The 14,150-nt window shown below is 71.1% G+C and carries 15 protein-coding genes; 9 read left to right on the top strand and 6 right to left on the bottom strand.

Features of this window, described 5'->3' with window-relative positions; all coding sequences use genetic code 11:
* Positions 1-15: 15 nt before the first annotated feature.
* Genes MSZK_RS09710 through MSZK_RS09725 form a run of 4 tightly spaced genes read left to right on the top strand, consistent with a single transcriptional unit; the run spans position 16 to position 3,432 of the window.
* A complete protein-coding gene (locus MSZK_RS09710) occupies positions 16-759 on the top strand; it encodes an SDR family NAD(P)-dependent oxidoreductase (protein WP_099247313.1) in 744 nt (247 codons plus the stop codon).
* Positions 756-1,958, top strand: coding sequence for a precorrin-6y C5,15-methyltransferase (decarboxylating) subunit CbiE (gene cbiE / locus MSZK_RS09715; protein ID WP_099247314.1), 1,203 nt, complete (start codon positions 756-758; stop codon positions 1,956-1,958). Before MSZK_RS09710 ends, cbiE begins: the two co-directional genes overlap by 4 nt.
* Positions 1,955-2,710, top strand: a complete 756-nt coding sequence (cobM, locus tag MSZK_RS09720; protein ID WP_099247315.1) for a precorrin-4 C(11)-methyltransferase — start codon at positions 1,955-1,957, stop codon at positions 2,708-2,710. Before cbiE ends, cobM begins: the two co-directional genes overlap by 4 nt.
* The gene (locus MSZK_RS09725) at positions 2,710-3,432 is read left to right on the top strand and encodes a cobalt-precorrin-6A reductase (RefSeq protein WP_099247316.1); all 723 of its coding nucleotides are present in this window, start codon (positions 2,710-2,712) and stop codon (positions 3,430-3,432) included. The genes cobM and MSZK_RS09725 overlap by 1 nt, the downstream gene beginning before the upstream one ends.
* Here MSZK_RS09725 and MSZK_RS09730 read toward each other — a convergent pair.
* The 5 genes from MSZK_RS09730 to cobG all read right to left on the bottom strand — a co-directional run bounded on the left by MSZK_RS09730 (position 3,429) and on the right by cobG (position 8,975).
* A complete protein-coding gene (locus MSZK_RS09730; RefSeq protein ID WP_099247317.1) occupies positions 3,429-4,772 on the bottom strand; it encodes an HNH endonuclease signature motif containing protein in 1,344 nt (447 codons plus the stop codon). The two genes, MSZK_RS09725 and MSZK_RS09730, sit on opposite strands and share 4 nt — an antisense overlap.
* A gap of 74 nt (positions 4,773-4,846) precedes the next feature.
* A complete protein-coding gene (locus MSZK_RS09735; RefSeq protein WP_099247318.1) occupies positions 4,847-6,304 on the bottom strand; it encodes a precorrin-2 C(20)-methyltransferase in 1,458 nt (485 codons plus the stop codon).
* On the bottom strand, positions 6,301-6,927 hold the full coding sequence (locus MSZK_RS09740) for a precorrin-8X methylmutase (protein ID WP_099247319.1): 627 nt from the start codon (positions 6,925-6,927) through the stop codon (positions 6,301-6,303). The genes MSZK_RS09735 and MSZK_RS09740 overlap by 4 nt, the downstream gene beginning before the upstream one ends.
* Positions 6,928-6,936: 9 nt before the next feature.
* The gene (locus MSZK_RS09745; protein ID WP_099247320.1) at positions 6,937-7,836 is read right to left on the bottom strand and encodes a DMT family transporter; all 900 of its coding nucleotides are present in this window, start codon (positions 7,834-7,836) and stop codon (positions 6,937-6,939) included.
* A 29-nt stretch (positions 7,837-7,865) separates the two neighbouring features.
* A complete protein-coding gene (gene cobG, locus MSZK_RS09750) occupies positions 7,866-8,975 on the bottom strand; it encodes a precorrin-3B synthase (RefSeq protein ID WP_371411313.1) in 1,110 nt (369 codons plus the stop codon).
* A gap of 140 nt (positions 8,976-9,115) precedes the next feature.
* Here cobG and MSZK_RS09755 point away from each other — a divergent pair, with 140 nt between their 5' ends.
* The 5 genes from MSZK_RS09755 to MSZK_RS09775 are packed head-to-tail and all read left to right on the top strand — an operon-like array spanning position 9,116 to position 13,167.
* Entirely contained in the window at positions 9,116-10,051 is a 936-nt protein-coding gene (locus tag MSZK_RS09755; protein ID WP_233211206.1) for a DUF4129 domain-containing protein, read from the top strand.
* Positions 10,048-10,527: a hypothetical protein gene (locus MSZK_RS09760; protein ID WP_099247326.1), complete on the top strand. Its 480-nt coding sequence runs from the start codon at positions 10,048-10,050 to the stop codon at positions 10,525-10,527. The genes MSZK_RS09755 and MSZK_RS09760 overlap by 4 nt, the downstream gene beginning before the upstream one ends.
* A complete protein-coding gene (locus tag MSZK_RS09765; protein WP_099247328.1) occupies positions 10,524-11,492 on the top strand; it encodes a MoxR family ATPase in 969 nt (322 codons plus the stop codon). The genes MSZK_RS09760 and MSZK_RS09765 overlap by 4 nt, the downstream gene beginning before the upstream one ends.
* On the top strand, positions 11,492-12,754 hold the full coding sequence (locus MSZK_RS09770) for a DUF58 domain-containing protein (protein WP_099247330.1): 1,263 nt from the start codon (positions 11,492-11,494) through the stop codon (positions 12,752-12,754). Before MSZK_RS09765 ends, MSZK_RS09770 begins: the two co-directional genes overlap by 1 nt.
* Positions 12,751-13,167, top strand: a complete 417-nt coding sequence (locus tag MSZK_RS09775; protein ID WP_099247332.1) for a hypothetical protein — start codon at positions 12,751-12,753, stop codon at positions 13,165-13,167. Before MSZK_RS09770 ends, MSZK_RS09775 begins: the two co-directional genes overlap by 4 nt.
* On the opposite strand, the gene MSZK_RS09780 is transcribed toward MSZK_RS09775, so the two are convergent.
* Positions 13,168-14,112 carry a TauD/TfdA family dioxygenase gene (locus MSZK_RS09780; protein WP_099247366.1) on the bottom strand — a complete coding sequence of 315 codons (945 nt, stop codon included), beginning with the start codon at positions 14,110-14,112 and terminating at the stop codon, positions 13,168-13,170. It lies immediately after the preceding gene.
* Between the last annotated feature and the right edge of the window lie 38 nt (positions 14,113-14,150).

Here is a 14,150-nt window from a genome sequence, read left to right on the forward strand (position 1 = left end):
TGGATAATCACAGCCGTGAATGACACGGATCCGGTCGTGATCTTCGGCGGCCGCAGCGAGATCGGTGTCGAACTCGCCGAGCGGTTGGCGTCCGGGGCGACCGTCGTGCTGGCGGCCCGGCGGGCCGACCAGCTCGACGATCAGGTCCGCGCGCTGCGGGCGGCCGGCGCCGCAGCGGTGCACACCGTCGAATTCGATGCCGACGACCTCGCCTCGCACGGCCCACTGGTGCAGCGGCTGGTGGCCGAGCGCGGGCCGATCGGCACGGCCGTGCTGGCGTTCGGCATCCTGGGCGATCAGGCCCGCGCGGAGGCCGACGCCGCGCATGCCGTCGCGGTCGTACAGACGGACTACGTGGCGCAGGTCAGCCTGCTGACCCACCTGGCGGCGGCGATGCGGTCGGCGGGCCGGGGAGCGATCGTGGTGTTCTCGTCCATCGCCGGTGTGCGGGCGCGGCGCGCCAACTACGTCTACGGCTCGGCGAAGGCCGGGCTGGACGCCTTCGCCTGCGGGCTCGCCGACGCCCTGCACGGCAGTGGGGTGCGGCTGCTGCTGGTGCGGCCGGGCTTCGTGATCGGCCGGATGACGACGGGGATGGAGCCCGCACCGCTGTCCAGCACTCCCGGGCAGGTGGCCGACGCGGCGGCCCGCGCGCTGCGCAAGGGCCGCAGCGCGGTGTGGGTGCCCGCACCGCTCGCGCTGCTGGCGTTCGCGTTTCGGATCACGCCGCGATTCGTCTGGCGCAGGATGCCCCGATGATCGTCGTGGTCGGTATCGGCGCCGACGGCATGGCCGGACTGGCGCCTAAATCTGCTGCCGAATTACGCCGTGCCACTGTCATTTACGGCGCGCAACGGCAGCTCGACCTGCTGGACGAGTCGGTTCCGGCCGAACGCAGGGAATGGGGTAGGCCGTTCCTGGACGGCCTGTATGCGGTGCGCGATTTCGAGGGCGACGTGCACGTGGTGGCCAGCGGGGATCCGATGCTGCACGGCGTCGGCGCCTCACTGATCCGGCTGTGCGGCGCCCACCGGGTGCGGGTGTTGCCGCATGTGTCGAGCGTGACGCTGGCCTGTGCCCGGCTCGGGTGGTCGGTCCAGGACACCGAGGTGATCAGCCTGATGACGGCGGCTCCGCGTGCCGCGATCCGCCGCGCGGGGCAGGCGGTCGTGCTGTCCAGCGGTGCGCCCGACGTGAGAGCGGTGGCCATCGCGTTGTCGAACCACAATCGGGGGGATTCCGAACTGACCCTGCTCGAGCAGCTCGGCGGCCCAGCCGAACGCCGGCGCGTCGGTACCGCGCGAGAATGGGCCGACGCCCCCCCTACCGATATCGATGGCCTGCACGTGATCGCCGTCCGTTACCTGCCCGAGGACCCGGTGTGGCTGCTGCCCGACACCGCCTTCACCACCGACGGGCAGATCACCAAGCAACCCATTCGTCTGGCGACCCTGGCCGCGCTGGCGCCCAGGCCCGGTGAGCGGTTGTGGGATGTCGGCGCCGGTTCCGGCAGCATCGCCGTCGAGTGGTGCCGGGCCTGGCCGGGCTGCAGTGCCGTCGCCTTCGAGCGCGACGAGAAACGCCGCCAGTTCGTCGGGCTCAACGCGGTCTCGCACGGCGTCGACATCGAGGTGCACGGCGAAGCGCCTGAAGCATTCGGCGACGCCCGACTGCGCGACGGCGGTGTCGACGGTGTGCCCAGCCCGTCGGCGATCTTCATCGGCGGCGGCCTCACCACACCCGGTCTGCTGGACGCGTGCTGGGAACACCTGCCCGTGGGCGGGCGCCTGGTGGCCAATGCCGTCACCGTCGAATCCGAAGCAGTTCTCGCTCAATGGTATTCGCGGATGGGTGGCGACCTGCGGAAATTTCAGCACTACACGGGCGAACCGATCGGCGGCTTCACCGGGTGGCGACCCGCGATGCCTGTCACCCAGTGGGTGGTGACCAAGCAGTGACGGTCTATTTCATCGGTGCCGGTCCCGGCGCCGCGGATCTGATCACCGTGCGCGGGCAACGGATCCTGCAACGCTGCCCGGTGTGCCTGTACGCGGGTTCGATCATGCCCGACGACCTGCTCGCGCTGTGCCCCGCGGACGCCAGGATCGTCGACACCGGGCCGCTGACGCTGGAGCAGATCATCGCCGAGCTGGCTGCCGCGGATGCCGCCGGACTCGACGTGGCGCGGCTACATTCCGGTGACCCGGCGATCTACAGCGCGCTGGCCGAGCAATGCCGTCATCTCGACGCACTCGGCATCGGCTACGAGATCGTCCCCGGGGTACCGGCGTTCGCTGCCGCGGCGGCAGCACTCGGCCGCGAACTCACCGTTCCCGGGGTGGCGCAGACCGTCACGCTCAGCCGGGTCGCGACGCTGTCGACGGCGATGCCCGACGGCGAGGACCTGATCACCCTGAGCCGGCCCGGCGCCACGCTGGTGCTACACCTGGCCGCCCACCGGATCGACGCGATCGTTCAGCAGCTCATCGAGGGCGGCTACCGGCCGGACACCCCGGTCGCGGTGGTCGCCTTCGCCAGCTGGCCCCAGGAGGTCGTGCTGCGCGGCACGGTGGCCGACATCGCCGCACAGATGCACGACGCGGGGATCACCAAGACCGCGGTGATCATCGTCGGCGATGTGCTTGCCGCCGAAGGGTTCACCGACAGCTACCTGTATTCCGCCGGCCGGACCCGGGGCAGCAGGCACTGATGCGGATCCTGCTGCTGGGCGGGACCGGGGAGGCGCGCGCACTGGCTGCCCGGCTGCACCCCGAGCATGACATCGTCAGCTCGCTCGCCGGCCGGGTGCCCGACCCGGCGTTGCCGGCCGGTCCGGTCCGCGTCGGCGGTTTCGGCGGGGTCGAGGGCCTGCGACAGTGGTTGGGCGAGAATGAGATCGGTGCGGTCGTCGACGCCACCCACCCGTTCGCGGCCACCATGACCGCCCATGCCGCGCAGGCGTGCACCGACCTGGATCTGCCGCACCTGGTGCTGTCCCGTCCGGCGTGGGACCCGGCGGGTGCGGTACGGGTGGCCTCCGATGTCGAGGCCGCGCAAGCCGTTGCCGAGCAGGGCTTCTCGCGGGTGTTTCTGACCACCGGCCGATCTGGAGTGCCGGCGTTCGGTACGAGCAGCGCCTGGTTCTTGATCCGAGTGGTGACCCCACCCGATCCCGACTTGCTGCCACGTCACCACGAGGTGTTGTTGTCGCGTGGGCCGTATGGCTACGACGACGAGTATGCGCTGTTGCGCGACAACAGGATCGATGTGCTGGTCACCAAAAACAGTGGGGGAGCACTCACCGAGGCCAAGCTGCGGGCCGCAGCGGATCTCGGCGTGACGGTGGTGATGATCGACCGACCCGCGCTGCCGGCCGGGGTGGCTGTCGTGACCACCGTCGACGAGGCGGCCGAGTGGGTCGTCGCCCTCTAGCAGAGCAGCTCTTCGGGGTGGTGGTACAGGTTGATCCGCGTCTGACCACGGTCGAGGTGCGGCGGCGGGATCCATTCGGTCCTGTTGTCTCGTCTACGTTTTCGGGTGGTCCAGCCGGTGGGCCCGTTGTTCACCATGCGGTTGTCACAGCCACAGGCCAAGGTGAGTTCGTTGATGTCGGTGTTGCCGCCGTGGGCAAAGTCGCGGACGGCGTGGTGGACTTGGCTGTGGTAGGCGGCTGCGGTGCAACCCGGTTTGGTACAACCTCGCTCGATCGCATAGAGGGCGAGGCGTTGCCCGGGACTCGCGGTTCGGCGGGTACGCCCGTAGTAGAGCTTGATCTCTCGTGGTGATTCGAACACCGTCAGATAGGGGTGCGCGCGGGCAGCCAGCCGGATGACCGTCGACATGGGCAGATATGTGCCGCCGCCGGTGTGAGCCAGCCCGGTGGCCGAGGTCAGCTGTTCCAGCGTGGTGGTGGCGACGATGGTGACCGGCAGGCCGTTGTGCTGACCGAGTTGTCCAGAAGACAGCATCGCCATGCACACGGTCTTGAGTGCGTCGTGGACGCGTTGGGCGGCAGATCGCACGTCGCTGGTGATCTGATGTTCGCTGGGTGTGCCATCCACGCAGGGCGTTTCGTCGTCGGGGTTGCAGTAACCCGGGGCGGCGAGCTTCGCGTTGGTGGCGTCCAGAGCCGCTCGCAATTCCGGATTCACCCAGCCGGAAATCTTGCTCATACCGTCGACTTGTTGTGGGCCGACGACGATCCCGCGTTTGCGCGCCTGGTCGCGGTCATCGTCGAGGATGCCGTCCTGGTTGATCATCGCCATCAGCTGGTGAGCGAGCTTGCGCAAAGCCTCCGGAGTGAGTCCGCCGGCCAGCCCGCCCAGTTGAGCTTCGGCATGCTCGCGGGTTGCCCCGTCGACCGCTGCGGGGAGGTGATCCATGAACGACCGGATCACTGCCACGTGGTCGGTACCTATCTCTCCACGACCTTGGGCAGCCGCGGTCGCGGGCAGAGCCGGTGGAAGTGCTTCTCCGGTCAGGGAATGTCGCGGGCTGAGATCAGCGGCGTCGCTCAGTCGGCGGGTGGCGTCGGCGCCGCTGATACCGAGGCGGTGGGTCAGGACCGCACGCCAGGACTTCGCGCCCATATCGACAGCTGAGGTCTGCGACTGGAGTTGGGCCAGAACAGTGTGTTCCAGCGCGGGTAGCAGCCGTCGTAGCCGCTCAATGCGCTCGAGCGCGGCCAGCAATTCGGGTGCCGGCATGTCGGCCGCCGGTTGCGCTGCCGCCTTGACCCAGGCGATCAGCACGTCGTCCAGCAGTTCCACCATTCTTCGAACAATAGTTCGATGCCCCGACGGAATTCGTCTGATTGTGACCGCTGTGGCCAATGAGGCTGAAGAAATTACTGAGGGTAGCGCCGTGGCGTGAAGACCGTGTCGCCGTACCACTGGGTCTGCGACGACCCGATGATGAGCAGGCAGCGCATGTCCACGTCGGCGGGGTCCAGATCGCCCAGCCGCACCACCTTCACCGATTCACGCGGCCCGGAGATGTCCCGGCCGATCACCACCGGCGTCCCCGGTTCGCGGTGCTCCAGCAGCAGATCCCGCATCGCGGCGACCTGCCAGGTGCGGCTCTTGGACGCCGGGTTGTAGATCGCCAGCACCAGGTCCGCCTCGGCCGCCGCCGTCAGCCGGGCGGCGATGACGTCCCACGGCTTGAGCCGGTCGGACAGCGAGATCACCGCGTAGTCGTGGCCCAGGGGAGCGCCGACCCGGCTCGCGACCGCCTGCGCGGCCGTCATCGCCGGGATCACCCGCACCGACACGTCCGGCCACTGCTTGGCCTCCTCCAGCACCGCGGTGGCCATGGCGAACACCCCGGGATCGCCGGAGGACACCACGGCCACCGCACGGCCCTGCTCGGCCAGCTCGCAGGCCAGCCGTGCCCGCGCCGGCTCGTCGGTGTTGTCGCTGGGGTGCCTGCGCTGCCCGGGTCGTATCGGCACCCGGTCCAGGTACGGTCCGTAGCCGATCAGATCGGTGGCCATGGCCAGCTCCCGGCGGCTTTGCGGCGTCATCCAGTCGACGTCACCGGGCCCGAGACCCACCACCGTGACCCCGCCGGTAATTGGCTTGGCTCGTTCACCACCCGGCAGGATCGCCAGCGAGAAGTAGGGCACCGATTCGGCGTCGACGTCACCGGCGGGCAGCACCCGCTGCGAATCGGTGCTCGCCCGTTCGACGTAGAACGCGTCGTCGAGCCGGCCCGCCATCGACAGTGCTTCTCGCACTTGCGGATACGTGCGTCCGAGCTTCATCACCACTGCGGCGTCGGCATCGGCCAGCCGGCGGGCCAGCTCGGGAACACCCATCGTGCCGGGCAACACCGACAGCACCTCGTCGCCGGTTACCAGGGGTGTGGAGATGGCCGCGGACGCTGCGCTCACCGACGTGACGCCGGGGATGATCACCGCGCTGAACCGCTCGGTCAGCCGGGTGTGCATGTGCATGTAGGAGCTGTAGAACAGCGGATCGCCCTCGGCCAGCAGGGCGACGTCGCGGCCGGCGTCCAGGTGGGCCGCGATGCGCTCGGCCGATTCGCGGTAGAAGTCCTCCATCGCCCCGGCGTAGCCGCCGGGGTGCTCGGTGGTCTCGGTGGTCACCGGGTAGACCAGGTGCTCCTCGATCTGGCCGGCCCGCAGATACGGCTCGGCGATCCGGCGGGCGATGCTGCGGCCGTGTCGGGCGCTGTGGTAGGCCACCACGTCGGCCGCGCCGATGATGCGGGCGGCCTTGACCGTCACCAACTCCGGGTCGCCAGGGCCGAGGCCGACGCCGTAGAGCGTTCCGGTACTCATTCGCGCTCACTCGCGATCGCGTTCACCGCGGCCGCGGCCATCGCGCTGCCCCCGCGGCGTCCGGTCACCACCAGGTACTCCATGCCCCGCGGCCGGTCGATCAGCTCCTGCTTGGACTGCGCCGAGCCGACGAAACCCACCGGGCCGCCCAGCACCGACACCGGGGCGGGCACGCCGTCGTCGACCAGCTCCAGCAACCGGAACAGGGCGGTCGGGGCGTTGCCGATCGCCACGACGGCCCCGGCCAGCCGGTCGGCCCACAGCTCCACGCCCGCAGCCGAGCGGGTGTTGCCGGTGCGCGCCGCCAGCTCGGGAGCGCGGGGATCGGCCACCAGCGACACCACCTCGTTGCCCGCGGGCAGCCGGGCGGCGGTGATGCCCGCCGCGACCATCGACGAGTCACACAGGATCGGCGCCCCGGCGGACAGGGCGGCGTGCGTCGCTTTCACCACGTCCGGCGTGAACGCCACCTGAGCGGCGACGTCGACCTGGCCGCAGGTGTGGATCAACCGCACGACCACCCGCGCGACGTCCTCGGGAAAGGAGGTCAGATCGGCTTCGGCGCGAATCGTCGCAAACGACTGCCGGTAGATCTCGGCGGCGTCGCGAATGTAGTCGAGCACCCGCCCACCCTACGGCCCGCTCTCGTCGCGACCACGTGCGACCACCGCATATGCTGCCGCCAGCACCAGCACAGCGCCCGCGAGCTGCCATCCGGACGGGCGTTCGCCGAGCACGGCCATCCCGGCGGCCAGCGCGCCGACCGGGGTGAGCAACAGCAGCACCGAACTGGTCGCGCTGCTGACCCGCGACGACAGTTTCGCCACCAGCAGCCACCCCAGCAGTTGACCCGTCACGGTCACCAGCACCAGCCAGCCGACGGTCGACCACGACGGCGTCCGATCCAGTCCGCCCCACCACGGGGCGGCGACCACCGCGCTCACCGCCGCCGTCACGAGCACCACGGCATAGGTCTGGACCGGCAACCCGTCCTTGCCGCCGCGGCGCAACAGGAACAGGAAACCCGAGTAGCACAGGGCCGCCGCGATCGCGTGGATCGTGCCGCGCACGGTGTCACCGTGATGAACCTGGCCGATCACGCCGCCGGTGAGCACGACACCGAGCATCACCCCCGGCAGAGCCAGCAGAAAACGGCGCGGCACCCGTTCGGCATCCACCACCCACGCCAGCAGCGGGACGATGACCACCTGGGTGTTCACCAACACCGTGGACAACCCGGCCCCGATCTCCCGGATCGCCTGCGTCCACCACAGCATGTCGCCGGCGAACAGCACGCCGCAGCAACCGGCCCACGCCGAGCTGCGCAGCGAAAGCGCTCCCGCGCAACGCCTCTCGCGGTAGGCCAGGGCGGCGATCACCGGCCACGCCAGGATGCAACGCCCGGCGCTGGCGGTGGCGGCGGTGGTGTCGGCCAGATCGAGGAACACCGCCGACAACGAGATGCACAACGCGCCGAACGCCAGTCCGGCGCGGGGATCGACGATCCTGCCCAATGACCTCGGCGTCCGCATCACACCGGCGTACCCGCGCGGTGGGCTGCCTATCGGAGCCGGTGGAACCCGTCGGCGGTCGCGACGATGACCTCTGCCGACGCGGGGCTCCCGCAGGCCCGCTCGCAGCCCACATAATGGACGTGAGCGCCGGCTCGTACAGCGGCGCCGTCGACGGCCACCCGGGTCGCCTCGGCGCGCACATCGCCTCGCGACTTGTCGCAGCCAGGACTGCCCACGCAGGCACTCACGTCCAGCCACGCCGAGTTCTCGTCGAACACCAACCCCATCGGGGCCAGCACCCGCAACGACGTGTCGGCAACCGGCTCGGACAGATCGCAGACCAGCAGCGAGCGCCACGGGGTGATCACCACCGGCGCGTCGATGGCGGCGACGAACTCGGCTTGGCGCGCCGTGAGCACACCCAGCGGGACCGCCGCACCCAGCGCGACGGCGCCGTCGTCCTGATCGATCCACCCGACGGGCGGCCGAAGCAGCGGCGGATAGCTCGCGCCCGGCAAGGCTGACGGTTCGACATCGGCGACCAGCACGGACGGGTCGGCCAATTCGGTGACCCGCCAGGCTTTTCCGCGGACCTCGACGAAACGGCGGGCCACCGTGATCAGCGCCGCGACCACCTCACGCGAGTCCAGCCGGATCCCGGTGTCCCGGCCGGCCAGCACCAGCGCCACCCCGTCGGGCAGCACCTGCGCGCCGACATCGGCACCCAGCCCGGAGATGTCACCGCGGCCGTCGTCGAGGCCGAACAGGAAGCGCCCGGGCAGCCCAGCCAGGTCGGGGTCGGCCCGGATCGCACGGTCCAGCTCGGTGACCCAGGGCCGCACGTCGGCCAGACCTCCGACCCGGCCCGACAGCGGCGAGGCGACAATGTTGCGCACCCGCTCGTGACTGGGCGAGGGGAGCAGGCCGGCGGCGGCCACCGCCTCGGCGACTGCTGCCGCGTCGCGCACCCCGCGCAGCTGCAGATTGCCCCGCACCGTCAGCTCCAGGGTGGCGTTGCCGAACTCGGTCGCGGTGTGCGCCAGCACTTCCAGCTGCGCCGCGGTGATCATCCCGCCGGGCAACCGTAACCGGGCCAGCGCACCGTCGGCGGCCTGGTGCACCTGCAGCGCTCCGGGGCAGGCGTCGTCGTCGCGCATTCGGTCCACCTGTCCACCGTACGGGCGTATGTTCGGGCCATGGCGTCGGCAGCCGGGAAAAACAGTCTCCCCGAGGTCTTCCCGCCGCCACCGGGCCGGCACCCCGAGCGATAGCGATGCGCGGCGCCGGGCAAGCCACAGTGCGGGCAGCCGCACTGGTGGCGCTGGTGCTGATGCTCGGGATCGCGCTGCGCGGTCATCTGCCCGGTGCGCAGCCGGCGCAACAACCCCGGCCGGCCGCCGGCCCCGCGGGCCTGCTGGGCGTGCTGGCGCTGGTGATCGCCTGCCTGCTGGTGATCGTGGTGTCGATCGTGGCCAAGCTGCGCGAACCCAACCGGGCGCGCCCCGCCGCCCGCCATGACGTGCCGGGCGGCGCCGGCGCGCGGGTCCGGCGCAGCCCGCGTTTCCTGCTGATCATCGCGGCCGGTTTGCTGGCCTGGCTGCTGGTGGTGGTGCTGCTGGCCCAGTGGCGCCTGCCGCAGCCTGGACCGGATCGGCCTGCCGGACCCGCGGGTGACGCACCGGCCGGTCCGCCACCGCCCGGGAGCGACACCGGCCCGCCGCCGAGCCCGCCCGAGCCCGGCGCGGTCAGCGAGCACCTGGTGTGGTCGGTCGTGATCGCGATGGCCGTGTTGCTGGTGGTCGTGCTGGTCGGGGGCGTCGTGCTTCGGGTGCGCGAGCGCCGCGGCCGCACACCGACTCCGCTCGCGGCCGCCGATCCCGGCCCCGACGCGGCGGCGACGCGGGCCGGGTCGCTGGCCCTGGCCGCCGAACGCGGCCTGGCCGAGGTCGGCGACCTGCGCCGGGAACCGCGCGACGCCATCATCGCCTGTTATGCCGCGATGGAGGACGCGCTGGCCGGTGCGCCCGGTGCGGCACCGCAGGAGTCCGACACCCCCTCGGAGGTGCTGGCCCGGGCCGTCGCACACGAGGCGATCCACGCCGAGCGCGCCACCGAACTGGTGAACCTGTTCGCCGAGGCCAGGTTCAGCACCCATGTGATGAACGAGGGACACCGCGAAGCCGCCGAGCGGGCGCTTCGCGGTGTCCTCGACGAGTTGCGGAGCCCGGTGTGATCCGGCTGCTGGCCGGCGGGCTGGTCCTGGTCGTCGGGGCGGAGGTGCTGGCGCTGATCCTGGCCCCCGGCCGGTGGGTGCTGCCGATCGCGGGGGCGGCGGCCGCGGTGGTCCTGCTCGCGTTCCGGCGCAGCGTCGACGCCGGCCGGTCCCGGCCCGACGAGCCCGACCCCGATGATCGCGGGGAAGCGTTGCGGCGCTGGCGATCCCGCACGGAGTCGACGGTCCAGTGGGCCGACGCCACCCGGGCGGACTGGGATCGGCACCTGCGCCCCCGGCTGGCGCGCGAGTTCGTGCTCGCCACCCGCCAGCGCGAGCCGGCGGCCTTACAGGCGACCGGGCGCATCGTGTTCGGCGACGAGCTGTGGAACTGGGTGGACCCCGACAACGTGGCGCGCGACAGCGACTGCGGCCGCGACCCCGCTCCCGGGTACGCCGCTCTGGAGGAGATCCTGCGACGGATGGAAGACCTATGACGATGCCGGCACCGGCGACGACCGCCTATTGCGACGCGGTGCTCGACGAGATCGAGCGCGTCGTGGTCGGCAAACGCGCCGCGTTGACCCTGATCCTGACCACTGTGCTCGCCGGTGGGCATGTGCTGATCGAGGACCTGCCCGGCATGGGGAAGACGCTCATCGCGCGGTCGTTCGCGGCTGCGCTGGGGCTGCGCTTCACCCGGGTGCAGTTCACCCCGGATCTGCTGCCCGCCGACCTGCTCGGCTCGACGATCTACGACATGCAGTCGGGCCGTTTCGAATTCCGGCCCGGCCCGATCTTCACGAATCTGCTGATGGCCGACGAGATCAACCGCACCCCGCCCAAGACCCAGGCCGCCCTGCTTGAGGCGATGGCCGAACGTCAGGTCAGCATCGACGGCGAAACCCACCGGCTGCCTTCCCCGTTCGTCGTCCTGGCCACCGACAACCCGATCGAGTACGAGGGCACCTATCCGCTGCCCGAGGCTCAGCTCGACCGGTTCGCGGTCAAGGTCGCGCTGAATTACCTCTCCGAGGCGCAGGAGGCGTCGATGTTGCGCCGCCGCCTGGACCGCGGTTCGGCCGAGGCGACGATCGGCCAGGTCGTGGACGCCAAGGACCTGCTGTCGATGCGGGAATCGGTCGAACAGGTCTCGGTGCACGACGACGTCCTGCACTACGTGGTGTCGCTGGCGACCGCCACCCGCAGCCACCCGCAGGTAGCCGTCGGCGCCAGCCCACGCGCCGAGCTCGACCTGGTGCAGCTCGCCCGCGCCCGCGCGCTGGTGTCCGGCCGCGACTACGTGATCCCCGAGGACGTCAAGGCTCTTGCGGTGCCTGCGATCGCCCACCGGATCAGCCTGCGCCCGGAGATGTGGGTGCGTAGTGTGCACGGCTCCGATGTGATCGAACAACTACTGCGCCGACTGCCGGTGCCGCGGGCCCACGGACAGCGGCCCTGATGGCCGCCGCACCGCTGGGTCGCGAACGGCACACCGAGGCGGTATTGCGTTGGCGTGCATCACCATTGACCCGGGCGATCGCCACCTGCGCCGGGATCGCGCTGGCGGTGGCGGTGATCGGGTCGCGGTGGCAACTGGTGGCGTTCGTGGCGCCGATGCTCGGGGTGCTGGCCTCGATCGGCTGGCAGCGCAGACCGTCGGCGGTCTCGGTGCTCGGCCGCCCCGAGATCACCCGTTGTTTTGAGAACGAGCGGGTGCAGCTGAGTACCGAACTGGTCGGCGAATACGCGGACGCCACGGCCACCCTGACCGTGTGTCCGGTGCCGGGACTGCACACCGAGGTGATCGCGAGCGAGCAGGCCGGCACGACGGTGTCCGCCGAAGCGGCCCGGTGGGGCCGCTATCCGCTGCGCACCCGGGTGCGGCTGAGCGCGGCCGGTGGACTGCTGACCGGCACGGCGACCGTGGACGTCGCCGACCTGTTCGTGTTCCCGGTGACGCCGCCGCAACCGACCGGCCTTGCGCGCACCGAACTGCCCGACCGCCTCGGCACCCACCTGACCCGGCACCTCGGCCCCGGTGTCGAGTTCGCCGATATCCGTCCCTATCTGCCGGGTGATCAGCTGCGCACGGTGAATTGGGCGGTCAGCGCCCGCCGGGGCAGCCTGCACGTCACCGAGCGGCTGACCGACCGGGCCGCCGACGTGGTGGTGCTGATCGACCTGAGCGCACAACCGGCCGGCCCGGCCACCGCGGTCACCGAGCGGGCCTTGCGCGGCGCCACCCAGGTGGTCCAGACGGCGTTGCGCAACGGCGACCGGGCCGGCATCGTCGGGCTCGGTGGCCGAAGGCCCCGGTGGCTGGGGGCCGACATCGGCCGTCGCCAGTTCTATCGCGTGCTCGATGCCGCGCTCGGCGTCGGCAGCGAATACCAGCAGACCGCAGGCACATTGGCGCCGCGCGCCGCCGTGCCACCCGGCGCGGTCGTGGTGGCGTTCTCGACGATGCTGGACACCGAGTTTGCGCTCGCGTTGATCAACCTCTGCAAGCGCGGCCACCCCGTGGTGGCGGTCGACGTGCTCGTGGGGTGGCCGTTTGACGACGGCCCCGACCCGGTCCTCGAGCGGATGTGGGCGCTGCAGCGCGCGGCCATGTACCGCGACATGTCGGTGATCGGTGTGGACGTGGTGGCCTGGCCGGCCGACGTCACCCTGGACCAGGCGATGAGTCTGGTGCCCGACCGGGGTCGGCGCCCGTCATGACCTCCCGGCGGCTGGTGGGTGCGGCGTTCGGGGTGCTGATGACCGGCGCTGCGGTCGTCGGGGCCGACACCGCGGGCCTGCTCGCATCGGTGGTGGCGCTGCTCGCGGTGGTGGCCGGGCTGTTCTGGCGGCCGGCGGCCACCGCCGCGGTGCTGGCGGCGATCTGCGCGGTCGCACTGAGCGACCCGCAACCGGTGCCGGCCGCGGTGGCCGGGGTGTGCGCCGCGGCGTACCTGGTGCTCACTCACGCGGCGCTGACCCGCCCCACGGCGGTGGGGATCGCCGGATTCGCCGCGGTCGGGATCCTGGCCGGCACGGTGCCGGCCGGTTGGCCGTGGCTGCCGCTGCTGGCCCCGGTGGCGGTCGTGGTGGCTATCGCGGTGGCGTTGAGCGCGTTTCCCGCCGCCGACTAGCTAGCCGACCGTAACCGCCTGCGCGGCAACCACATCGGGAGCCACCACGTCGGAGTAGTGCGAGGCATCGCCGGCGACCACCCGGCTGGCGACGCCGTGGATGTCCACCGGGACGTCACCGGCCAGTGTCACCCGCCGCAGCAAGCGCGGCTGGTCGTCGTAGTCGGCCACGCCGTAGTGCTGGGTGGCCCGGTTGTCCCACACCGCGACATCGCCGACCCGCCAACTCCATCGGACGGTGTTCTCCAGCCGGGTGATGCGGTTCTGCAGCAGGGCATACAGGCTGGCCGACTCGCTGCTGCCCAAGCCGACGAACCGCTTGACGAAGTTGCCGAGCACCAGCACCCGCCTACCGGTCTCGGGGTGTACCCGCACCACCGGATGCTCGGTCTCGTAATAGGACGAGACGAATTCGGCCCGGTATTGCCGGGTTTCGGCCGTGAGCACATCTGCGTTCTCGGCCTGGCCGGCGCCGTAGTCGTAGAGGTTGGTGTGGGTGGCCCACAGGCTGTCGGCCAGCGCGCGCAACGCCGGGGGCAACTGGTCGTACGCGGCTTCGGTGGACGCCCACACCGTGCTCCCGCCGTAGGCGGGCAGGGTGAGCGCCCGCAGCAGCGACGCCTTGGGCACCCGGTCGACGAAGGTGACGTCGGAGTGCCAGGCGTTGGCCTTGTCGTAGCGCGAATCGATCGGCAGCACGGTGTCCCCGCGGGAGGTCACGGTGGGGTGCGCGATCGTCGGCACCCCGAGCAGCCCGGCGAACGCCACCTGGCTGTGGTCGTCCAGGTGATGCTGGTCGCGGAAGAACAGGACCTTGTGGTCGAGCAGCGCCGCCCGGATCGCGTCGACGGTGCCGGGCGGGAGGTCGCCGCCCAGACGGACACCGGAGACCACCGCGCCGATGTGGGCGCCGAGCTTGGAGACTTCGGGAGAAGAAAGGGACATGACCTCGATGGTCACGGCGCGTCGTGGCCGTGTACACC

Source organism: Mycobacterium sp. shizuoka-1, from assembly GCF_002723835.1.
Classification (GTDB): Bacteria; Actinomycetota; Actinomycetes; order Mycobacteriales; family Mycobacteriaceae; genus Mycobacterium.